The 21,958-nt window shown below is 36.6% G+C and carries 21 protein-coding genes; 4 read left to right on the top strand and 17 right to left on the bottom strand.

What is annotated here, in order from left to right; genetic code table 11:
- Positions 1–61 precede the first annotated feature (61 nt).
- From JML65_RS13375 to JML65_RS13400, 6 genes are all read right to left on the bottom strand, one after another.
- Positions 62–1,711, bottom strand: coding sequence for a DNA repair protein RecN (locus JML65_RS13375; protein WP_202271138.1), 1,650 nt, complete (start codon positions 1,709–1,711; stop codon positions 62–64).
- An 81-nt stretch (positions 1,712–1,792) separates the two neighbouring features.
- Positions 1,793–2,695, bottom strand: a complete 903-nt coding sequence (locus JML65_RS13380) for a DUF4835 family protein (protein ID WP_047491877.1) — start codon at positions 2,693–2,695, stop codon at positions 1,793–1,795.
- A 36-nt stretch (positions 2,696–2,731) separates the two neighbouring features.
- Positions 2,732–3,937: a bifunctional phosphopantothenoylcysteine decarboxylase/phosphopantothenate--cysteine ligase CoaBC gene (gene coaBC, locus JML65_RS13385; RefSeq protein WP_202271139.1), complete on the bottom strand. Its 1,206-nt coding sequence runs from the start codon at positions 3,935–3,937 to the stop codon at positions 2,732–2,734.
- Positions 3,938–4,060: 123 nt separating this feature from the next.
- Entirely contained in the window at positions 4,061–4,384 is a 324-nt protein-coding gene (locus tag JML65_RS13390; RefSeq protein ID WP_027378789.1) for a DNA-directed RNA polymerase subunit omega, read from the bottom strand.
- A 42-nt stretch (positions 4,385–4,426) separates the two neighbouring features.
- Positions 4,427–5,422: an outer membrane protein assembly factor BamD gene (locus JML65_RS13395; RefSeq protein WP_047491885.1), complete on the bottom strand. Its 996-nt coding sequence runs from the start codon at positions 5,420–5,422 to the stop codon at positions 4,427–4,429.
- A 103-nt stretch (positions 5,423–5,525) separates the two neighbouring features.
- A complete protein-coding gene (locus JML65_RS13400) occupies positions 5,526–6,155 on the bottom strand; it encodes a TetR/AcrR family transcriptional regulator (protein ID WP_047491889.1) in 630 nt (209 codons plus the stop codon).
- A gap of 96 nt (positions 6,156–6,251) precedes the next feature.
- Between JML65_RS13400 and JML65_RS13405 the strand changes: the two genes are divergently transcribed.
- The 4 genes from JML65_RS13405 to JML65_RS13420 all read left to right on the top strand — a co-directional run bounded on the left by JML65_RS13405 (position 6,252) and on the right by JML65_RS13420 (position 8,798).
- Positions 6,252–6,878: a TatD family hydrolase gene (locus tag JML65_RS13405; protein ID WP_202271140.1), complete on the top strand. Its 627-nt coding sequence runs from the start codon at positions 6,252–6,254 to the stop codon at positions 6,876–6,878.
- Complete coding sequence (locus JML65_RS13410) at positions 6,871–7,596, top strand: ThiF family adenylyltransferase (RefSeq protein WP_202271141.1); 726 nt, start codon at positions 6,871–6,873, stop codon at positions 7,594–7,596. The genes JML65_RS13405 and JML65_RS13410 overlap by 8 nt, the downstream gene beginning before the upstream one ends.
- Positions 7,596–7,970, top strand: a complete 375-nt coding sequence (rnpA, locus tag JML65_RS13415; protein WP_047491900.1) for a ribonuclease P protein component — start codon at positions 7,596–7,598, stop codon at positions 7,968–7,970. Before JML65_RS13410 ends, rnpA begins: the two co-directional genes overlap by 1 nt.
- A 219-nt stretch (positions 7,971–8,189) precedes the next feature.
- Entirely contained in the window at positions 8,190–8,798 is a 609-nt protein-coding gene (locus JML65_RS13420; protein ID WP_047491903.1) for a DUF4126 domain-containing protein, read from the top strand.
- A 32-nt stretch (positions 8,799–8,830) separates the two neighbouring features.
- Here the strand turns inward: JML65_RS13420 and JML65_RS13425 are convergent, their stop codons facing one another.
- The 11 genes from JML65_RS13425 to JML65_RS13475 form a co-directional block, all read right to left on the bottom strand.
- The gene (locus JML65_RS13425; protein WP_202271142.1) at positions 8,831–11,359 is read right to left on the bottom strand and encodes a hypothetical protein; all 2,529 of its coding nucleotides are present in this window, start codon (positions 11,357–11,359) and stop codon (positions 8,831–8,833) included.
- A gap of 1 nt (position 11,360) precedes the next feature.
- Entirely contained in the window at positions 11,361–11,912 is a 552-nt protein-coding gene (locus tag JML65_RS13430) for an LptE family protein (RefSeq protein WP_047491908.1), read from the bottom strand.
- A gap of 41 nt (positions 11,913–11,953) precedes the next feature.
- Entirely contained in the window at positions 11,954–13,243 is a 1,290-nt protein-coding gene (locus tag JML65_RS13435) for a sigma-54 interaction domain-containing protein (protein WP_047491911.1), read from the bottom strand.
- Between the two features lie 32 nt (positions 13,244–13,275).
- Positions 13,276–14,073 carry a tetratricopeptide repeat protein gene (locus tag JML65_RS13440; RefSeq protein ID WP_115916930.1) on the bottom strand — a complete coding sequence of 266 codons (798 nt, stop codon included), beginning with the start codon at positions 14,071–14,073 and terminating at the stop codon, positions 13,276–13,278.
- Positions 14,045–14,494, bottom strand: coding sequence for a hypothetical protein (locus JML65_RS13445; protein WP_202271143.1), 450 nt, complete (start codon positions 14,492–14,494; stop codon positions 14,045–14,047). The genes JML65_RS13440 and JML65_RS13445 overlap by 29 nt, the downstream gene beginning before the upstream one ends.
- A 78-nt stretch (positions 14,495–14,572) precedes the next feature.
- Positions 14,573–16,009, bottom strand: a complete 1,437-nt coding sequence (gene miaB, locus JML65_RS13450; protein ID WP_115917074.1) for a tRNA (N6-isopentenyl adenosine(37)-C2)-methylthiotransferase MiaB — start codon at positions 16,007–16,009, stop codon at positions 14,573–14,575.
- 233 nt (positions 16,010–16,242) lie between these two features.
- Positions 16,243–16,656 (bottom strand): energy transducer TonB, encoded by a 414-nt coding sequence (locus JML65_RS13455; RefSeq protein WP_202271144.1) that lies wholly within the window; start codon positions 16,654–16,656, stop codon positions 16,243–16,245.
- Between the two features lies 1 nt (position 16,657).
- Positions 16,658–17,137 carry an energy transducer TonB gene (locus JML65_RS13460; RefSeq protein WP_202271145.1) on the bottom strand — a complete coding sequence of 160 codons (480 nt, stop codon included), beginning with the start codon at positions 17,135–17,137 and terminating at the stop codon, positions 16,658–16,660.
- A 118-nt stretch (positions 17,138–17,255) separates the two neighbouring features.
- Positions 17,256–18,989: a thiamine pyrophosphate-dependent enzyme gene (locus JML65_RS13465; protein ID WP_047491923.1), complete on the bottom strand. Its 1,734-nt coding sequence runs from the start codon at positions 18,987–18,989 to the stop codon at positions 17,256–17,258.
- Positions 18,990–19,241: 252 nt separating this feature from the next.
- Positions 19,242–20,444: a diaminopimelate decarboxylase gene (gene lysA, locus JML65_RS13470; RefSeq protein WP_179140084.1), complete on the bottom strand. Its 1,203-nt coding sequence runs from the start codon at positions 20,442–20,444 to the stop codon at positions 19,242–19,244.
- A gap of 263 nt (positions 20,445–20,707) precedes the next feature.
- Positions 20,708–21,931 (bottom strand): PolC-type DNA polymerase III, encoded by a 1,224-nt coding sequence (locus tag JML65_RS13475; RefSeq protein WP_202271146.1) that lies wholly within the window; start codon positions 21,929–21,931, stop codon positions 20,708–20,710.
- Between the last annotated feature and the right edge of the window lie 27 nt (positions 21,932–21,958).

Here is a 21,958-nt window from a genome sequence, read left to right on the forward strand (position 1 = left end):
GTTTATTTTTTTGAATTAAGGTACGTAACAGAATGGTAATCTACAAGCCTGTGAGCACTTTTTAACCGATCAATTCTTTAGCCTGTGCTAAAGCAGCTTCTGTAATTTTACTTCCTGAAAGTAATTGTGCTATTTCGGTTAGCTTCTGATCATCGGTTAAAGGAATAATTGTAGATTGGGTTCTTCCTGAAATATCCTGTTTTACCACTTTATAATTATCGTTTCCTTTTGCAGCAACCTGTGCCAAATGAGAAATAACAATCAACTGCATATCTTTAGACATCTCTCTCATAAGGTTTCCGATTTCTTCAGCCACTTTCCCTGAAACTCCGGTATCTATTTCGTCCAGAATAAGAGTGGGAAGATCATCACTTTCAGCAATAATTTTCTTTACGGCCAGCATAACCCTCGATCTTTCTCCACCGGAAATAGCCGTTTGAATAGGCCGTAACGGGAATCCCGAATTCGCCTGAAATAAAAGCTGAATATTTTCTTTTCCGAAAGCATTAAATTCAGGAATATCAAGGAGCTCTATATCTACTTTTGCTTTTTCAAGGCCCAGTTTTTTAAGAAGAGTTTCTGCTTTTTTTACAAAAACAGGAACATTCTTTTTTCTGTTTTTTGAAAGTTTCTCAGAAAGAGTTTGAAGTATTTTTTCTTTATTAGAAATATTTTCTTTTGTTTCAATAATTTGTGCTTCCAATTCTGAAGCGCCTTTCTGATCTCCTGCCAGTTCATTCCTCACTTCTATCAGCTCATTTACATCTGAGACATTATGCTTTAAGAGTAAGGCATTGATTTTATTATTAAGCTCCGTGAGAAGTAATAAGTTCTCCGGGTTAATTTCTACTTTTTCAGATTCATTTTCAAGCTCGGAAATAATATCTTTTATTTCTACAAAAGAAGTTTCCAGTCGCTGATCCAACTCAGCAAAGCTGGTTGAAATCTCGGAAATCCTGGAGAGTTTATTCTTCGCTTCATTAAAGAAAGTTAAAATTCCGATTTCTTCCTGGTGGAATCTCGATAGGATCTGACCCAGATTTTCAGAAATCATTCCTGCATTTTCCTGAATAGCGAGCTGATTCTGCATCTCTTCGTAATCTACTTCATCCAGCTTCAGTTCTTCCAGTTCATTAAGCAGAAAGTCTTTATAATCACTTTCTTTATTAGTCTCGGAAAGCTGTGTCTGAAGTTTTTTAAGCTGAAGTTTCAAGCTCTGGAAATCAGAAAATACCTGTTGGTATTCTTCAATGATCTGCTTATTTTCAGAAAGTCCGTCAATTATTTTAAACTGATATTCTGAAGTAAAAAGATTGGAAGTTTCAAACTGGGAATGAATATCGATCAGCTGTGATGAAAATTCTTTAAGCACATCCAGGGTTACCGGAACATCATTAATGAATGCCCGTGATTTTCCCGAAGGCAGAATTTCCCTTCTGATAATAGTCTGAAGCTCATAATCAAGGTCGTTTTCTATAAAGAATTTTTTAAACTGATTATTCAGTGCAAATTCAGTTTCTACGACACTTTTTTCTTCTGCATTCGAAACCGATTTTATATCTGCCCTTTCTCCAAGAATAAGTCTCAGAGCACCCAGAATAATAGATTTACCTGCTCCCGTTTCACCGGTGATTACCTGCAAACCGTTTTTCAATGACACTTCAAGGGTATCAATCAGGGCAAAGTTTTTAATATAAATTCTCGAAAGCATGGATGAAGGGCTGGTTACTTTAAGTAGTGCAAATATAGAATTTTAGAGTTCAGTATTCAATAGCTGAATGTTTGAATTCTTTTATTTCCACTTATTCCATTTATTATCAATATTTTTTGGAGAAAGAACAATCATGGTCTGTTTCAGATCATTAATATTGACAGGTCCATTATTCCCTGAATTAAAAATATTGAAGATCTCGTCACTTTTATTATCCATAAAGGTATTGAAGAAGTATGACTGCTGGAATGAGTTTTCATACATTTTCAGCTGCATCAGAGCATCAAAAATCACTTTTTTGGCTCCTCCCTGGTCTTGGTTAAAGAGATTATCCAATCCCGCTCTGTGATAGGTATAAATGACAGAACGCAATTGGCTCCAGTTAGGATTCAAAATTTCATTAACCAGTATCGTACGACTTCTTGGTTCATTTACCGTATTCCATCCCTCATAATTTCTGTTCTGTGAATTCTGGGCAATCTGCTGGGCTTTTGAAAACCATTGCGAGCCACCCATAGACTGGAAGCTGTCGGCATCATACCCTAAGATCAGATAGATATAAAAACTGATTACATCGGTAAGGTTCTTTCCGGAAAACTGTCTTTCATTAAATATAAGATTTTCATTTTCGATATATTCGAATGCAAATCTTTGATCCTGAAGGTTTAATAACGGAGATTCATAATTTGAGCTATAAACAGGGCGTACAGCCTGTACTACTATAGCACCTTTAAATCTGTTATCCGTTCTTTCAGAAATAACAATAGAGAAACCACATTTTATTTTTTCAAAATTCTGTAGTTTTTTTCCTGTCCAGCTGGTATTATTAATAAAGTCTTTGAGACTTTTTTCCAAAGCCTTATAAGCTTGCTGGTTACTTCCTCCCAATTGTTGGGAGTTTACCTGTACGGTTGCCAGCAATTCCTGGGAAAAGCTAATGCTGTATATAAAAAGCAGAAAAAATAAGCTTATAATTTTTTTCATTGTCTATTAAAAATTGAGAACGGAAATTTATTAAAATTATTTTAAAAGCTGAGCTTCCACAAAGTTGAGAATATCTTTGGCGACTTCATCTTTTGATTTAAGGTTAAATTCTGTCTTTTCCGTTTTGGTAAATATTTTAATTTTATTGGTATCGTTTTTAAAACCTGCACCTTCATCGCGCAGAGAATTTAAAACAATCATATCAAGGTTTTTCTTTTCAAGCTTTCCTTTGGCATTCTCTTCTTCATTCTGTGTTTCGAGGGCAAATCCTACCAAGAACTGATGGGTTTTCTTTTCGCCCATCGTTTTTAAGATATCGGGATTCTTCACCAGCTCAATCGTTAGATTTTCATCATTCTTCTTGATCTTTTCTTTAGCCACTTCTTTTGGAGCATAATCTGCTACAGCAGCACTGGCAATTCCGATATCTATTGTATCATAAAACTCAAATACTTTGGCCAGCATTTCTTTAGCAGAAGTGACTTTGTGAAGTTCAACATTTTTATCATGAATCACCTGAGCACTAGGTCCTGAAATTAAAATTACTTTTGCTCCCCTCTTTGAAGCTTCTTCAGCTAAAGAGAAACCCATTTTTCCTGAAGAATGATTTCCTATAAATCTCACCGGGTCGATCGCCTCATATGTGGGACCAGCAGTAATCAATACTGTTTTTCCTTCAAGACTTTTTCCTGTAGTTTCAGGCTTAAAATAATTTTCAACTGCATTAAAAATGGTTTCAGGCTCCGCCATTCTTCCCTGTCCGATAAGTCCACTCGCCAATTCTCCGTTTTCTGCAGGAATTATTGTATGTCCGAAGCTTTCTGCAAGCTCTATATTTTTCTTTGTAGACGGATGGACATACATATCCAAATCCATCGCAGGAGCAATAAATACGGGGCATTTTGCAGACATATATGTGGCAATAACCAGATTATCGCACATCCCATGAATCATTTTAGATAGGGTATTGGCTGTACAAGGCGTTACAAGCATTACATCTGCCCAAAGTGCCAATTCTACATGACTGTTCCAGCTTCCGTTATCTCCATAAAAGTCTGAGTAAACAGGCTTTTTCGATAATGTAGACAAGCTTAATTTCGTTACAAAATGTTCAGCATCGGGAGTCATAATAACCTGTACTTCGGCACCTTTCTTTACAAAATCCCTTATCAGAAAATGAATTTTGTAAGCCGCAATCCCTCCGGAAACTGCGATAAGTATCTTTTTACCGGAAACACTCATTTAGTTCTAATTTTTTTTGAAACACTAAAATACTTATTTTTTCCCACAATCAGGGTTTAAAACAACAAAGGTCATAAAAGAACCGAGTTCCTTTATGACCTTTGTCTATAAAAATACAGATGATTATTTTCTTTCTTCTGTTTTTCTGAAATAAATATCTTCATTTAACCATTCTTCAATAGCGATTGAAGTTGGCTTCGGAAGTTTTTCGTAGTGTTTAGAGATTTCAATTTGCTCTCTGTTTTCGAAAACTTCTTCTAATGTAGAATTGTGAACAGCAAATTCATCTAATTTATTGTGAAGTTCCGTACGGATCTCCGCATTGATTTGCTCTGCTCTCTTTCCCATGATAACAATAGCTTCGTAGATTGAACCTACTTTATCTTCAATCTTATCTTTGTCGTAAGTAATAGTATTTACTTCGGCTTTTGTATCTTTTACACTCATTTTGAGAAAATTATTTTATTTATAAGGTGGCAAATTTACGAATTATCTTTTAATTTTGAAAGTCGCCGCTGGAGGAGGGGTATTAAGTGCCGCACTATCCCTCTGGATCTGCATTGCTTTCTTTTCATTACTGATCTGATCCTTGATTTGTTGATCTGTTTTATTCTTTTCAGCCAGTTTTGCTTCCTCTTTTTTCTGTTTTGCGTTCAAAGTGGCAATTCTAGCTTCCACCTGTTTTTTAACAACAACGAAATCTTTCTTTTCTTTTTCCAATTTCCCACGCAGATCTACCGCCGTTTTAGAATATTCCGTATTAGGCAATTCTTTTTCTACCACCTTCGTGTAGGCTAGTGCACTTTCAATACGCTCATCTTTAAGTTCATAAACAGACTTTGCAGCTAATTCATAACGAGATTTCATGATATAATCATAAATTTTCGGACGAAGTTTTGTACTCGGAAAATCTTCCAACACATTTTCAAGTGCTACATACGCTGCTTTGTACTGGCCCATTTTGAAATACTGTCTTGCATTTTCATAGGCTTTAAACTCTAATTTATAAGTCAGCTCATCAATAAGCTGGCTGATATTTTTAGATCTTTCAGAATTTGGATAATTGGTAAGGAAATCCTGAAGTTCATTAATTGCTAATTCTGTACTGGACTGGTCAAGGTTATAATCCATTGATCCTTCATAGTAGCATAATGCAGACATATAAGCTGCTTCTTCTGCTCTGGGATCTTTTGGAAAGTTGACCGCAAAATTTTTAAATTGGTGTCCTGCCAGTTTATAACTTTTATCGTAATAATTTGCATAGGCTGTATTGAAACCTACGTTGGGAAAATCATCTGTTCCTGCTACCAGATTGGTAAGTCTGTCATAAAGAGCCAGTGCGTTTTTCCACTTTTTCTTAGCAAAGTTGTCATTCGCTGCTTTTAAGATAAAATCTTTATCAGCACTCTTCATTGCTTTTTCCTGACGGCTTGCACATGAAGCAACCACTGCTACAGCAAACAGCCCTAAAATATATTTTTTCATATAAAAAATTCAACAGTTTTCGGATTAGACAGCCGATTTACTAATTTGCAAAAATATAACTTTTTTGTCAATAGATTTTTTTTTATGAATATTTAACGTAATTTTAGTCTGCAGCGTATCCCAAAATTGCAAAAACACTCAATAAAAGATTCATTCTCACTTTCTTTTCAGCTTCTTTCGCATAGGTTTCCTCATTTTTACTTGGGACATACAGTTCATAGAAGTTTTTATTTCGGATCACAAATAATGTGGACCCTATAATCATGGTAAGAATATCTTCAGGTTTCGGGGTAAAAGTAAAAACTCCCGATGCTACTCCTTTTTTTATGACTTCATCCAGTTTTCTTACAAACAGCTGGTAGAAGTCTAGCAGCTCATCCTTCAGGTTTTCCGTATGACGAAGTTCCTGCGTAACAAAGCCATGAAAATAATTGTATTTGAAAAGCTGTGATACAATGTATTTGATCATTTCTCTCATCTGCATTTCCGGCTTTCCTTCTTTGATTGTATCTGCAAATTCTGAAAAATTCTCTCTGGTTTTCAGCACTCTATATTGGTAGAGATAAGACATCATCTTTTCTTTAGAACCAAAATAATAGGAAATCATTGCTACGTTGATATTTGCTTTTGAGCAGATATCTCTTACAGAAGTTCCCTCGTATCCTTTTTTTGCTATTAATTCTTCAGCAATGTCTAAAATGTGAATCTGTTTTTCTGTAAATTTTTTCTTCATGAAGTGCACTTTGAGTAAAGTTAAGAAATTTTTAACACATTTGTAAACGTTTGTTTAATAATTTTATATTAATTCTAAATAATAGTATTTTTGAGGATGGAATTTTTTGATTTTCATCATCATAAAAAAAACACCGGATATGGAATTTACAATGTAAATATTGAAGAAATTCCATCAGATTCCCTATATTCAATAGGAATTCACCCTAAAGACATTGACGTTAACAATATTGAAGAACAGCTCAGCTGGGTAAGAAATACAATATCGCAAAACGGCTTTGCTATTGGAGAGTGCGGTTTAGATTCTTTGGTGGCGATTCATCAGAAAATTCAGGAGGATGTCTTTTGGGAACAGATCAAAATAGCCAATGAGGTAAAAAAACCCGTCATTATTCACTGTGTCAAAAAATTTTACGAAGTCATTTCTTTTAAAAAAAAGGCTGAACAAGCTATGATTATCCATGGTTTTAACAAAAAACAAAAAATTGCAGATGACCTGCTGGCTCATAATTTTTACCTGAGTTTTGGAAAAGCTGTTTTGTATAATTTATCTTTGCAGAATGTTTTAAAGAACACACCATTAGACAAATTCTTTTTAGAAACGGACAATGAAGATTTTGGTATTGAAGAATTATATCTGAAAGTATCACAAATAAAGGGAATTTCTTTGGAACAGCTCAATGAACAAATTTTAGAAAATTTACACACTATAAAAAATGGATAAATACTGGCTCGAGAGAACTGAGCTTTTAGTTAAAGATGAAGGATTGGAAAAGCTGACTAAAGCAAATGTCCTGGTTGTAGGGCTGGGAGGAGTTGGCTCTTTTGCTGCAGAATTTCTTGCAAGAGCGGGAGTAGGAAGCATGACGATTGTAGACGGCGACACCGTAGACATCACAAACATCAACAGGCAGCTTCCGGCTTTGCATTCTACCATTGGAAAACATAAGGTAGAAGTAGTTGCAGAAAGACTTCTGGACATCAATCCCGAGATAAAATTAATTAAAATCAATGAGTTTCTGAATCCTGAAAGAATGGATGAAGTGCTTGATTCAGGTAAATTTAGTTATATCCTGGACTGTATTGACAGTGTGACCCCTAAATTATGCCTTATCCGGGCCGCTAAAAGAAAAAAAATAAAACTTGTAAGCTCTATGGGAGCCGGTGGAAAGACCGATCCCAGCAAGGTTATGGTAAGAGATATCAGTAAAACACAAAACTGTTTCCTGGCCAGACAAATAAGAAAGAGGCTTAAAAAAGAAAAAATTAATAAAGGATTTAGATGTGTTTTTTCCAACGAACTTCAAAATGAGGAAAGCCTTAAGATGACCGATGGAGCTAATTACAAAAGATCTTTCTATGGCACTATAAGCTATATTCCGGCAATTTTCGGTCTGTATGCAGCCTCTGAAGTCATCAATTATTTATTGAAACAAGATTAATGCAAAATTTTACCTACCCCAGAGCTGAAAAACTCAAAAAAAATATAGAGATCGCTTTACTTTTCGAAAAAGGTAAATGGAGAACCTGTGGAAATCTAAGAATAATCATCTTAAAAGATAAGCCTAATCTTCCGGTAGAAAGCGTCAAGTTCGGGGTTTCTGTTTCTAAAAGATATTTTAAAAAAGCGGTTCACAGAAACCGTTTGAAAAGACTTCTGAGAGAATGTTACCGTCTGAACAAAGGGTTATTTGAGACCGCATTCGGAGACAAAACCCTTGCTATGCTATTTTGGGTTTCCTCGGAAATGCCTCAAAAATATCAGGATGTAGAGGCCCAGTTTATCAAGCTCTGCGAAGCACAAAAAAAGCCATAACGGCAATATATACCATACAGATATCTGCTTATTCAATAAAATTTGTAAATGCTATTTTGGCATTCAGATTTATAGGGTAAGCAGATTTCTGTTTTTATCATCTTCTTTTTTGAAACCATACTTGAGGCATCTTCACCCACTTATCTTTATGAATTTAAGTTTTCATTAAGTGGGATACTTTTTGTAATTTTAAGGGAAACAATAAATCTGAAAATTAATATGTTAGACCATATTCCCTATTTTTCTTACATTCTCAGTGCTTTTATCGGCATTGGATTGGCTGCAGCCACAGGATTCCGAGTCTTTCTTCCCATGTTTTTTGTAAGCCTGGCTTCTTACTTCCATTGGATTCCTATGAGTGAAAATTTTGAATGGCTCTCCGGTCTGCCGGCACTCATTACCACCGGTATTGCTACTATAGCGGAGATTCTGGCCTATTATATTCCTTTTATAGATCATTTGCTGGATACGGTTTCTGTTCCAATGGCTGCCGTAGCCGGATCTGTATTATTTGCCAGTCAGTTTGCAGGCCTGGAAACATTTCCCCAGTGGGCGTTAGCTCTTATTGCAGGAGGGGGAACAGCCGCAACGATAAGTTCCGGTTTCGCAGGAATACGTGCTGCCTCTACAGCAACAACCGGAGGTTTGGGAAACCCCATCGTGGGAACTACTGAGACTGCAGGAGCAGGTGTGATGTCTATCCTGGCAATGGCCATGCCGGTCGTAGCGGCTATTTTAGCCGTCTTACTTATTATTCTGGTAGTTGTCTTCGGACGGAAAGCCTGGAAGAAGTTACGGGGCCGTAAAGAGCCTCATGATACCTTATAAAAAATGTGCTGTCTCCCGGACAGCACATTTTTTTAGTTTTTACTTCTAAAATCTTTTATTTCCTTGATTTTAGATTCAAAATATCCTTTTTTATCCGGATTTTTCTTAATTAATATCTCGAATGCTTTTATCGCTTTTGTATATAGCTTTTGTTCAAAATAAAGGTTAGCCAATGTTTCTGTCATCAAATGGGAGATATCATCATTCTTCTCTTTAACGACATAAGAACTTTCTTCTTTTAACTGACTGATTTTAGGATTGTTTTCAATAAAGTTATCAATAACTTTTATCTTCTTTTCAGGTTTTTCTTTTTCAACCTCTTCCGGTCTGTCGATTTTCAGCCAGCTTTGCCATGTATTGATAAAACCGGGAACATTGCTGTCTACAACAGGCTGAACCGTTTTCTGTACCGGAACTTCCTGCACTGTTTCTTCTTTCATTGAATCTTCATTAGCTTCTTTCCTTCCTTCCGAAACCCTCAAACTTGAAATATCAGTCCCGAAGAATGACACATTCATCACCGGAGCTTCTTCTTTTGCCACCTGTGTATGAGCGCTATCTTCAGCATTTTCAGGGGCATCATCTTCCGGCAGTTCGGGAGCTTCTTCTATAGCCTGTACAACCTCTGTATCAGATACTTCCATTATATTTTCAAATTCTTCTACAGCTGTGACACTCTCACTTTTCCCCTCTGTCTCTGCCTCCATTTCAGGAGTTTCATCCTGTAATGACGCTTCTATTTTAGGTTCGGAAACTTTTCCAGGTTTAGCAATTAAGGAATCCGGCATATTGGTTTCAAGGCTCATCGGCTTCCATCCAGACTGGATTTCCGAAACGGCTTCTTCTTCCTGTATAACTTCTATAGTATCTGGTACTTCTACAGGTTCAGAAATTTCCTCTTTTTCTTCTACCGGAGCTGTCTGTGAAGGCTCCTCTTTAGCAGGTTCTTCTTTTTCTGTGGACCAGAAATGGAAATTTTGAGTTTCTGCAAAACTTATTTCATGATCAGCAACGACTTCCGGTTCCTCTTTTTCTTCCTGAGGAACAACTTTAGCCTCTTTCATTTTTTTCTCAACCTCTTCAATCAGACGTCTCATTTCGTCTTCATGCTTGTTTACATTAGGTTGTGAAATTTCCGTGTTTTCTATTGTTTCTTCTTCATTTACCTGAATTTTGACATCCGGCATAAATGAATCTGTCCCATGGAAACTAATTTCGGCCTCAGGTTCATCAGCAATTTCTTCTTTATCAGAAACGGTATTGGCTTCTTCTATATTTTCCTCTACCTCCTCATGCTCCCGAACGGTTTCTTCCTCAACGGTAAGTTCCGGTGCTATGGCTTCTACTTCGTGGAAGCTTACTTCCTCTTCTTTCTCAATCTCCTCTTCTTCAGGTTCTGAAGAAATTTCATCTTTTTCTTCTACCGGAGCTGTCTGTGAAGGCTCCTCTTTAGCAGGTTCTTCTTTTTCTGTGGACCAGAAATGGAAATTTTGAGTTTCTGCAAAACTTATTTCATGATCAGCAACGACTTCCGGTTCCTCTTTTTCTTCCTGAGGAACAACTTTAGCCTCTTTCATTTTTTTCTCAACCTCTTCAATCAGACGTCTCATTTCGTCTTCATGCTTGTTTACATTAGGTTGTGAAATTTCCGTGTTTTCTATTGTTTCTTCTTCATTTACCTGAATTTTGACATCCGGCATAAATGAATCTGTCCCATGGAAACTAATTTCGGCCTCAGGTTCATCAGCAATTTCTTCTTTATCAGAAACGGTATTGGCTTCTTCTATATTTTCCTCTACCTCCTCATGCTCCCGAACGGTTTCTTCCTCAACGGTAAGTTCCGGTGCTATGGCTTCTACTTCGTGGAAGCTTACTTCCTCTTCTTTCTCAATCTCCTCTTCTTCAGGTTCTGAAGAAATTTCATCTTCATTAATAATGGTTTCAGGCGTGAAACTTTCTCCTGTATTTTCTTCTTTTTCCTCCTCTTTTATATCTTCTGCTACTGTTTGAGATACAGGTTTCTGAGTAACCAACGTCCCTGATTCTAGGGTAGATTCAAGATCAATCTTTTCCGTATGCTCTTCATCAAGAAAATTCTCTTCTCCTTCAAAAAGAATTCTGTTACGTTCACCGTTAACATAAATAGGTTCAATACTTTGTGAGGCTTCCAGAACACATGAAACACCTTCTTCTTCCTTCACTTCATTTTCAGAAGACTCTTCTCTTTTGATAGGAAAGACTTTTTCTTTATTAAAAGAATATCGGGCAGATTTCTGAGCGTTTTCAGAAGCCTGTTTTTCTTCTGTAGTTTCAGGTTTAGGACTTTGCTGAATCACTCCATTGATCAGCTGATAAAGAATTTTTTTATCTGTAGTGTACGCTGCCGTTAAGGAAAGCTCCTTCTGATAGCTTTCTTTATCATAAAGATGTACCCCATATAAGTGGAGTGCCCTAATATTTTGAATATAGGGAAAAGCGTGAATCTCTTCTTTCAAAAGATGAAGATCTTCTGACTGAATATTTTTCGGATTTTTTATTAATTCTAAAACTCTTGGATTCATCTTACCAATTCGCTACAATGTCGTTAAATATCTTATTAATTATTCTTTCTGTAACAATTTTCACCTGAGATGCTTCGATCTCACTTTGTGATAAATTGCTATTAAAAGCAGCTTCATCTGTGTAGGTTCTGTCAAAACTGGAATCAGGATGTACTTTATTTTCATAATGTACTTTCACTGTGATTACAAGTCTGTTTTGAGCCTGTTGTATCACTCCACCAGAAGGATTTGTCTGGGTATTGGAACTAATGGTAGTAGGAGAAATACTGTAATCTGAAATTTCCCCTTCTATCAGAATATCAGGATTTTCTTTAGTCCCTTTCAATGTTGTTCTCTGCAGAAATCTATTTTGAATATCGGTAGAAAACTGTTGGGACAATGTAGGGTTTACAAGAGCCGCATTATTCGGAAACTCATTGATCTGAACGGTCTTTTCATCTGTCAGGGATGATCCTGTAAAGCTGTAGCATGAGTTTAGAACTCCCAGCAAAACGAAAAGTACCCCAACTAATATTGGTCTCTTCAGACTAATATTTTTAATCTTAATATTCATCTTTTATTTTATTTCATAGAATCCAATTCCCTTATACAGGATTAGTCTTCCAGATTATACTGTTTTATTTTTCTATACAAAGTTCTCTGTGAAATTCCCAATTCATCTGCCGCCCTATTTCTACGTCCCTTATGCTTTTCCAACGCTTTGACAATCAGATCTTTTTCATTATTCTGAAGAGAAAGGGATTCCGGTTTATTTTCCTCCACTTCAATGTCTTCAATATCTTCATAGCTATCATCCTGCGTTGAGATAATGGTTGGGTTCTGAACAGTCTGGGTATCATTATTATTTTCAAAATATAATAAAGATCCCTGGCTTACCTGCGGCTGGCTTTCCGGAGTATAGATTCTATTGATCAGGTTTTTCTCCTGATTACTCAAGTCACCTGCTCCTCTGTTCTTTATCAATTCCGAAGTTAGGGATTTTAAATCATTGATATCATTTCGCATATCAAAGAGAATTTTGTACATAATCTCCCTCTCACTTCCAAAATCATTTTGCTTGGGTGTATTTTGATTATTGACCACCATCGGAAGATGCGTTTCCATTGGGATATATTCTGCAAGCTTCTCGGCTGTGATATTTCTATTCCTCTCTACCACAGTCATCTGCTCCACAAGATTTCTTAACTGACGGATATTTCCCGGGAAAGAATAATTTTCAATATAATGAACGGCACTGGGTTCCAATTCAAGTTCCGGCATTCTGTACTTCTCTGCAAAATCTATTGCAAATTTTCTGAATAACAAATGAATATCTCCCTTCCGTTCTCTTAAAGGAGGCATATCTATCTGAACGGTATTCAAACGGTAATATAAGTCCTCACGGAATCTTCCGTCATGAATAGCCTTCATCATATTAACGTTGGTAGCGGCTACAATCCTTACGTTGGTCTTCTGAACCTGTGAAGAACCTACTTTCATAAATTCACCACTTTCCAGTACCCTTAAAAGACGAACCTGTGTTTGTAGGGGAAGCTCTCCCACCTCATCCAAAAATATAGTCCCGCCATCAGCTACTTCAAAATATCCTTTTCTAGTGGCGGTAGCCCCTGTAAAAGCTCCTTTTTCGTGTCCGAATAATTCAGAGTCTATAGTTCCTTCAGGAATAGCTCCACAGTTAACTACAATATAAGGTTGATGCTTTCGTCTCGATTCTGAATGGATGATTTTTGGAATAAATTCTTTTCCCACTCCACTTTCTCCAATCACCAAAACGGAAATATCCGTAGGTGCTACCTGGATAGACTTTTCTAAAGCCCGGTTAAGTGCCGGAAAATTTCCGATAATTCCAAAGCGGTTTTTTATGTTTTGTAACTCGTTGCTCATAAGTAAATGTTTGATTATTGATTTAATATAATCTACAGCTCTTCAATCTGCTTTCTGTAGATCTTGTTAAAATGATGAGTGTAGACATCTTTCATGGTCTTTCCTTCATCGTACGTTTGCAATGCCAACGTTTTTAAATCCAAATAATCTTTGTTTCTTATTTTCGAAACTTTACTTTTAAAGTATATATTCTCAGCAAAGTCGTATTCTTTGCTTTGTTGTTCAAAATTTTCCAGGGCTTTATCATACTTCCCCAGCTCAAAATAGGTTACGCCCAGCTGGTAATGATCAAACATTCCCTTTACATACCCTCTGGTGGCCAGCTGTCTTTCGATAATTCCGGCAGCCTTTTCTTTCTGTCCTAAAGCACTGTAAGACATAGCTTTTACTATGCTCAGGTTATAATCTCCGTTTTGAGATCTCCCCAAATCTTCAGGATAATATTTTTTTAGTGTTTCTAAATCCAGAATAGCACCACTATAGTCTCTTAAAAACTGAAATTTGCACCAGCCTCTGTATCCTAAATGCATTTTAGGGTCTAGGGCAACCGCCTTGTCAATTAACCCCTTCCATGTTACAAAATCTCCATTTTTAAGATATGGAACCGCCTTCTCCATATAGGCATTGGCAAAATCCGGGCACAACTCAATAGCTTTATCAAAGCCTTCCTGAGATGCTCTGTACCCTTGAAAATCGGAAGCCAGATTGTATAACTCACAAGCTTTTTTACAGTCCTCTCCCTCTATTGCGTTACAGTTAACCTGTGCAATAGTATTGGTATACACTATAAGTAACAAAAAGCTAAGGTAATACCTCTGAAACTTTTCCATTTTCAATTTTATAGGTTAAATACTGATAATAGTCTACTTTAGAACCATTGATTTCCTTTGGAATCCATCCATCTAATGATTGGGTAAACTGTAACAGCTTATTTTCCAATTCTACATCCAAGACTGTATCTTTCAGATCCGGGCTCATATGCTGTAACCTGAACAGTCCTGTCTTTCCTTCACAATTTACTAAAAATCTGACGGTAATAAAACCGTTACTCTTATTTTCAGAATAAATATTTTCTTTTTTCAGTTTTTCTACAATGGCAATCTTTTCTCCTTTGTAATCAAACCCTTTTGCACCGTGATAATACTGAAAACTGAAGGGTTTATCTTTTCCGGCTCCGCATTTTTTAAAATCTGCGGCATCTAATTTCCTGTCAAATTCAATATCTCCAACCGTATTGGGATATTTACTCACCTTTTTCTCTGTCTGACACGAGATCAGAATACAGGAAAACAAGGCTAGAAAACAGATTGCTTTTATCAAAACTTCAAATTATTCAACCATTCTCCCTAAAAGTGTGCCTTGCGTATTGCCATAAACAAAAACGTCCACAATGTCTCCTATTTTCTGCCCTTCAAGTTGGTCAAAAACACAAACGGCATTCTGGGAATTTCTACCCTTCCATTGGTTTTTGTTTTTCTTAGAGATTCCTTCAATCAGAATCTGATGTACTTTTCCTACATAAGATATCATTCTTTTTCTGGAAAGCTCTCCCTGTAGTGCAATAACCTCAGCTAAACGTCTTTGCTTCACATCCGCCGGAATATTGTCTTCCATCTTCTTGTGAGCAGGAGTTCCCGGTCTTTCTGAATAAGCAAACATATAGCCGTAGTCATATTCTACTTCTTTCATAAGACTTAAGGTATCCTGGTGATCTTCTTCCGTTTCATCACAGAAACCAACAATCATATCCTGTGAAAATGAAACATCAGGAACAATTTCTTTAGCCTTTCTGATCAGCTCTAAATACTCCTCACGGGTATGCTGTCTGTTCATGGCTTTAAGCATATTGTTACTTCCGCTTTGTACCGGAAGGTGTACATACCTGCAGATATTCTCGTGTTTAGCCATCATGTGGAATACATCCAAACTCATATCCTGAGGATTCGAAGTAGAGAATCTGATTCTCATTTCAGGTACCGCTTTCGCTACCAAATCAAGTAATTGCCCAAAGTTAATAGCTGTAGCTTTCTGCATCTCAGAAGCTTTAGCAAAATCTTTTTTAGGACCTCCTCCATACCATAAGTAAGAGTCTACATTTTGGCCGAGAAGGGTAATTTCTTTATAACCATTATTGCTAAGTTCTTTACATTCTTCGATAATAGAATGTGGATCACGGCTTCTTTCTCTTCCTCTTGTGAATGGAACCACGCAGAATGTACACATATTATCACAACCTCTGGTAATCGTTACATAAGCGGTTACACCGTTCCCACCCAAACGGACAGGATTAATATCGGCATAGGTTTCTTCTTTGGAGAGTATGACATTGATGGCGTCTCTACCATCATCGGTTTCTTTTAAAAGGTTAGGGAGATCTCTATAAGCATCAGGTCCCACAACAAGATCAACCAGCTGCTCTTCTTCCAAAAATTTGGTTTTTAGCCTCTCAGCCATACATCCAAGAACTCCTACCGTCATATTCGGTCTTTCTTTCTTAAGATTTTTGAACTGAGAAAGACGCATTCTTACAGTCTGTTCTGCTTTTTCACGAATAGAACATGTATTGAGAAGGATAAGATCCGCTTCTTCCACCTTCATTGTTGTATTGTATCCCTGCTCATTAAGAATAGAAGCAACAATCTCAGAATCAGAAAAATTCATCTGACACCCGTAGCTTTCTAAAAATAATTTTTTAGAATTTTCAGGTTTTTCAGCCACTGCAAAAGCTTCCCCTTGCTTTGTTTCGTCTATATATTTTTCTTGCACAATAATCAATTTAAGGTTCGGAATTTAAATTTCAGGGCATAGATCCTGAAAACTTAAATCACAAACAGATAAGTTTGCAAAGATACAAAATATTGTGACAGAATGTCAGGAGATTCTGCTGAAGTATTATACCCTTTTTAAAACCTAGTTTTAAGAAATAAAAGTATAATCAAATCATTAAATTTCAAATACTTACACGGGTTCTTTTTAAAAACATACCAAGAACTTATTTTCTAATCTCCATGGTCAAAATGATCTGATGTAAAATTGATTTTAATTATTTTTTTAGAAACCACCGGTATTCCATCTTTAATCGCCGGCTTCCATTTCTTTTTTACTCTTTTGATAGCAAACTGCATATCATCAATAAACATTTCGCTATTTTTTACTTTGGGCAAGACATCAAGATTTTCAACTTTCCCATTCGTGTTCACATCAAAAACAAAAACGAACTGTCCATTCACGGCATACTTCTTTAAATCGATATAAGCATGAATCATTTTTAAAAACTCCTGAGTAAAAGCAGCATCTCCGCCTGGAAATTCAGCATTCTGCGAATTGGTTACACTTTCATTCTGTGGTTTTGATTCTTGGGAATACCCCAAAAAGCTGAAAAGAAGGAAGAGGATTACAATATATTTTTTCATATTATATGTCTACGGATAAAGAAGTCAGGCTCATTCTCAATTTCATTTCAGATTTTACAGGCTGACCATTGCAGGTTGCAGGCATCCAGTTTTTCTTTATCCTCCTCACCACATACTGCATATCATCAAAGAAAACTTCACTATGAAGTACTTTAGGGGCTCCCGCAATATCAATCACTTTTCCAGCTTCATCAATTGTTAAGGTAAATGTAAAATCTCCTGTCAGGGTGTAGAAGTCAGAATTCAGATAAGTGTACATATACTTTCTCAGTATCTCTTTGTACGCAGCTGCTCCTCCTTCATAAGCAGCAGGTTTAAAATCATTGCATTTAACAACAACCTGCATAAAAGGCTCCTTAATATCTATTTTCAAAATATTTTTGTTGTTCTCTGTGATAAAAGAATCATCTCTGTCTTCAAGATCCTGGGCAAATGAAAAATTGCCAACACAAAGCGCAAGAAATAAAAATATCGTCTTCATTGTCTATATATAATAATAAACAAAGGTAAATATTTACATTCCTTATAAAAAAGAAAAACTTCACACAATCAGTATGAAGTTTTATGTTGAGTTTAAGAAATCACAATGTAATTTCAGTTTACAGCAATCCTTTAATATGCTTATAATTAGATTTTACCGTTTCAAAAGCTTCTTCCATTTTTCCACCCAGCATCAGCTGAGCCATTGATTTTGTCATGCCTATGACCTGATCAAATTCAATTTTAGGGGGCAAGGCCAGTGCATTAGGATTGGTGAATATATTCAGAAGGTAAGGACCATTATATTCTAAACACTCCTTAATTGCATTTTCCACCTCTTCAGGATCATGAACATTTTTCCCCGGATATCCCATTGCCTGAGCCACCATAGCAAAATCAGGATTAATCATATCAGTCTCATTATCCGGCATTCCTCCCACTTCCATTTCCAGCTTTACCATTCCCAATGTTCTGTTATTAAAAACAATCAGCTTTATGGGAAGTTTATACTGAAAAATGGTTGCCATATCTCCTAAGAGCATTGACAATCCTCCATCTCCACACATGGCAATCACCTGTCTTTCCGGATGAGCTAAAGAAGCTCCAATAGCCATTGGCATTGCATTGGCCATCGATCCATGATTAAAAGAACCGAGCATTTTCCGTTCTCCTGTTCCTGTAATAAACCTTGCTCCCCAGACGCAACACATCCCAGTATCTACGGTGAAAATAGCATCCTTTTTGGCAAGCTGATCCAGGGTATATGCCACATATTCCGGCTGAATAGCATCTTTTTTTCCAAAATCTTTAACATACGTAAGCTGATTCTCTTTTACTTTTTCATAGAATGCCAGCTGTTCATTGAGAAAATGATCATCTGTTTTTTCCTTCAGCATGGGAAGCAGGGCTTTAATTGTTTCTTTCACATCTCCCGTCAGCCCCAATTCCAGCTTAGCTCTTCTTCCCAGTCTTTCGGGACTTTCATCAATCTGTATGATTTTATTTTTGACCGGCATAAACTTTTGATACGGAAAATCTGTTCCCAGAAGTATAACGAGATCTGCTTCATGCATCGCATGGTAAGCCGACGGATATCCCAATAGTCCGGTAAGCCCCACTTCATTGGGATTATTTGGCTGAATGGCCATTTTCCCACGGAATGAATATCCCACCGGGGCTTTTAATAATTTTGATAATTCCACCACTTCTTCATTGGCTGCACCCGCTCCTATTCCACAGTATAGGACAACTTTTTTATTTTCATTCACCAGTTCTGCCAGGTGTTTCAGCTCATCATCTGAAGGTCTGATCACAGGGTGGGTTTTAAATAACTGAGCGGAAGTAGCCGCTTCCTCTGCATCCAGTTCAGAAACATCTCCCGGAAGGCCGATTACTGCTACTCCTTTTTTAGAAATAGCATGCTGAATAGCAGTCTGGAGTATTCTTTGCACCTGCTCGGGTCTCGTAATCATCTGATTATAATGACTGCAGTCATCAAACAGCTTTATCGTATTCGTTTCCTGGAAATAGTCCATGCCCATTTCCTCACTGGGGATAGTGGAAGCAATAACCAACATCGGAACATGGGAACGGTGTGCCTCATACACCCCATTGATCAGGTGAACATGTCCCGGACCACAGCTTCCTGCACATACAGCAAGGCCGTCCAGCTCAGCCTCAGCAGCGGCGGCATAAGCTCCCACTTCTTCATGTCTCACATGAATCCATTGAATACTGCTTTTTTTTACGGCTACATTCAAATGGTTGAGACTGTCTCCGGTTACTGCATAAATTCTTTTCACATTGGCATTTTCGAGCATTTCTACAATCTGCTCTGCTATATTTTTAGCCATAATTGATTAGGTTTGGTGTTTATATGTAAGGAAAATACAGCCTTGAAAAATCTGTATCCCTATCAAATTTAGCTAATTAAAATGAAACCTTCCCGGGGTTTCAATGTTAAAAAATGGTAATTTAATAATAAACCCATCCCTACAGAATGTAACTTCCCGACCAGCCAAAAGATTTTTAAACCTTGATGACCACAGTATTGAAAATAAAAACGGCCATCCAAAGGACAGCCGTTGATGTATTATATATTTGATTTAGATAACTACTTCAATCTGATTTCTCAATAAATCTTCGAATTCATCTCTTTTACGGATCAAATGCGCTTTTCCATCAAGGAATAAAACCTCAGCAGGCTTTAATCTTGAATTGAAGTTTGAACTCATTTCAAAACCGTACGCTCCGGCATTATGGAAAGCAAGGATATCACCTTCTCTCACCTCGTTCAGTTTTCTGTCCCATGCAAAAGTATCTGTTTCGCAGATGTTCCCTACTACGGTATAAATTCTTTCCGCTCCTTTTGGATTAGACAAGTTTTCAATTAAATGATAAGAATCGTAGAACATTGGACGGATCAAATGGTTAAAACCAGAGTTTACTCCCACAAAAACAGTAGCAGTCGTCTGCTTGATTACATTAGCTTTCACTAAAAGATAACCGCTTTTTCCAACTAAAAATTTTCCCGGTTCGAACCAAAGCTCAAATTTTCTTCCTGTTGTTTTAGCAAAGTCGGCTAACACTTTTTCTACTTTTCTACCTAATGTTTTAACGTCAGTTTCTTCTTCGCTATCCTGATAAGGAATTTTGAAACCACTACCCATATCAAGATACTTCAGGTTCGGGAAATGTTCTGAAAGCTCGAGCATAATATCTAAAGCCTGAAGGAAAACTTCCGGATCTTTAATCTCACTTCCCGTATGCATGTGAAGACCTTCCACATTAACGTTTGTACTCTTCATCACTCTTTCGATGTGGCGAAGCTGGTGAATTGAAATCCCGAATTTACTGTCGATATGACCTGTTGAAATTTTATAGTTTCCTCCGGCAAAAATATGCGGGTTAATTCTCACAAAAATAGGGTAAGAATTTCCATATTTATTCCCAAACTGCTCAAGAATAGAGATGTTATCAATGTTAATATGAACTCCAAAAGTCATTGCTTCTTCTATTTCCGCCAAGTCAACACAATTGGGAGTAAACAATATTTTTTCTTTCGTAAATCCTGCTTTTAATCCAAGTTTAACTTCATTAATAGATACACAATCCAAAGAAGCACCCAGCTTCTTGACATACTTAAGGATATTGATATTTGTCAATGCCTTCGCTGCATAGAAGAACTTAGTGTGTTTTAAAAAAGAAGATGTAAGTTTTTCGTATTGAATTTTGATGGATTCAGCATCGTAAACATACACTGGTGTACCAAACTCATTGGCAATCTTTAATAATTCTTTTGAATTCATAATTTCATTTTTAACATAAAAAAAGGCAGATCCTTCGAAAAAGAGTCCACCACATTAATTATTTTTTATGCAAGACAACTCTTTTAAATATTCCAAACCTTAGAGAACTTAATAGCTCCCTTTTTTCCAGTTTTTATTTGTTTAAAATTTTGCATTGCTTATTTTTATTTTTTGCAAAAATACTATTTATTTTTTACTTTTAAGAAATTTGATTTGAAAAGCACTTTCTTTCCGACAAAATCTGTAAAGTGCAAATTCTTCTATTATTTTGGTAACGGCAGTGTTTCAAAATCGCCACGAAGGAGTGCCAGCTGTAACTCATTAATCAAATCACCCGCAGGTAAAGGAAGATCAATTTTCAGCTTAGCAAGCTTGTTTAAGGTTTGTATCTGCGTAAACAGTTCATAAAAACCAAATGATATCACCTTTCCGTTTTCAATGATTAAAAATAACTTTTCACCCAATTTTCTTCCGGACCCCAACCACAGTTCATTTCTTTTTCTAAAGTCTATTTTTTGTTTCAGGACGGCAGAGTCTTTATATTCGGGTAATGCTCCGAGAAACTGAACAGCCTTCGTTCCCTGGGTAAAAGATCTGAATTTTAAAATCGGTTTTTCAGTTTTATTAAGGTTGTTTTTTTCAACAACATATTTATTATTTCTGGAATAAAGCCCAAAAGGCAGGACTTCCTTCTTCTTAACATTCTTAGAATTCAGAATGAGCTTGGCAATAATATCCGTTCCGGTAAGTTCAAAATTGATCTGTCCTACATTATTCTGAACCTGTTCCCATTTTTTAGATTTGGAATTGAAAACTTTTTTGGAAAATTTATTGATATCCTGAACATAATCTGAGAAAATAATCTTCCCGGCTTCATTCTGGAAATAAATAAATCCTTTTTCATTCGGTAGATCCTGGGTCAGCTCTTTGATCTTATTGATATAGGTTTTGGCATTGGACTCTTCATGTTGCTTCTGGATGATTTCGTTTTCGATATCTTTTGATACTAAAAGCCTGAAGAGTTCCAAGGTCGCTCTTGCATCGCCCTCAGCTCTGTGATGATTGGTCAAAGGAATCCCTAATGATTTCACTAATTTCCCTAACGAGTAACTTACCTCATCGGGAATGAGTTTTTTAGCCAGCGGAATGGTATCTAATGTATTGATTTTAAAATCATAGCCAAGCCTTTTAAAAGACTGACGGAGCATCCGGTAATCGAAGTCAATATTATGCCCAACCAGGGTGGTGTTTTGAGTTATTTCTATAACTCTTTTGGCTATTTCATGAAATTTCGGTGCCGTTTTGACCATTTTTGGGGTAATACTGGTCAGTTTCTGTACAAAAGGTGTGATATCACTTTCGGGGTTTACAAGAGATATAAACTGGTCCGTAATTTTCTGACCATCATATCTGTAGATGGCAATATCTATAATGCATTCATTTCTATAACCTGCACCATTACTTTCTATATCTATAATCGAATACATTTATTTCCCGTTAACTGATATTTTTAA

The organism is Chryseobacterium sp. KMC2 (assembly GCF_016756935.1).
Taxonomy (GTDB): domain Bacteria; phylum Bacteroidota; class Bacteroidia; order Flavobacteriales; family Weeksellaceae; genus Chryseobacterium; species Chryseobacterium rhizosphaerae.

Coding starts and splice junctions, on each gene's coding strand:
- JML65_RS13460 (WP_202271145.1), bottom strand. CDS start 17,137: ATGAAGACGATATTTTTATTTCTTGCGCTTTGTGTTGGCAATTTTTCA.
- JML65_RS13410 (WP_202271141.1), top strand. CDS start 6,871: ATGGATAAATACTGGCTCGAGAGAACTGAGCTTTTAGTTAAAGATGAA.
- JML65_RS13475 (WP_202271146.1), bottom strand. CDS start 21,931: ATGTATTCGATTATAGATATAGAAAGTAATGGTGCAGGTTATAGAAAT.
- JML65_RS13425 (WP_202271142.1), bottom strand. CDS start 11,359: ATGAATCCAAGAGTTTTAGAATTAATAAAAAATCCGAAAAATATTCAG.
- JML65_RS13430 (WP_047491908.1), bottom strand. CDS start 11,912: ATGAATATTAAGATTAAAAATATTAGTCTGAAGAGACCAATATTAGTT.
- JML65_RS13435 (WP_047491911.1), bottom strand. CDS start 13,243: ATGAGCAACGAGTTACAAAACATAAAAAACCGCTTTGGAATTATCGGA.
- JML65_RS13420 (WP_047491903.1), top strand. CDS start 8,190: ATGTTAGACCATATTCCCTATTTTTCTTACATTCTCAGTGCTTTTATC.
- JML65_RS13390 (WP_027378789.1), bottom strand. CDS start 4,384: ATGAGTGTAAAAGATACAAAAGCCGAAGTAAATACTATTACTTACGAC.
- lysA (WP_179140084.1), bottom strand. CDS start 20,444: ATGAATTCAAAAGAATTATTAAAGATTGCCAATGAGTTTGGTACACCA.
- rnpA (WP_047491900.1), top strand. CDS start 7,596: ATGCAAAATTTTACCTACCCCAGAGCTGAAAAACTCAAAAAAAATATA.
- JML65_RS13395 (WP_047491885.1), bottom strand. CDS start 5,422: ATGAAAAAATATATTTTAGGGCTGTTTGCTGTAGCAGTGGTTGCTTCA.
- JML65_RS13440 (WP_115916930.1), bottom strand. CDS start 14,073: ATGGAAAAGTTTCAGAGGTATTACCTTAGCTTTTTGTTACTTATAGTG.
- JML65_RS13375 (WP_202271138.1), bottom strand. CDS start 1,711: ATGCTTTCGAGAATTTATATTAAAAACTTTGCCCTGATTGATACCCTT.
- JML65_RS13400 (WP_047491889.1), bottom strand. CDS start 6,155: ATGAAGAAAAAATTTACAGAAAAACAGATTCACATTTTAGACATTGCT.
- JML65_RS13380 (WP_047491877.1), bottom strand. CDS start 2,695: ATGAAAAAAATTATAAGCTTATTTTTTCTGCTTTTTATATACAGCATT.
- coaBC (WP_202271139.1), bottom strand. CDS start 3,937: ATGAGTGTTTCCGGTAAAAAGATACTTATCGCAGTTTCCGGAGGGATT.
- JML65_RS13405 (WP_202271140.1), top strand. CDS start 6,252: ATGGAATTTTTTGATTTTCATCATCATAAAAAAAACACCGGATATGGA.
- JML65_RS13465 (WP_047491923.1), bottom strand. CDS start 18,989: ATGGCTAAAAATATAGCAGAGCAGATTGTAGAAATGCTCGAAAATGCC.
- JML65_RS13455 (WP_202271144.1), bottom strand. CDS start 16,656: ATGAAAAAATATATTGTAATCCTCTTCCTTCTTTTCAGCTTTTTGGGG.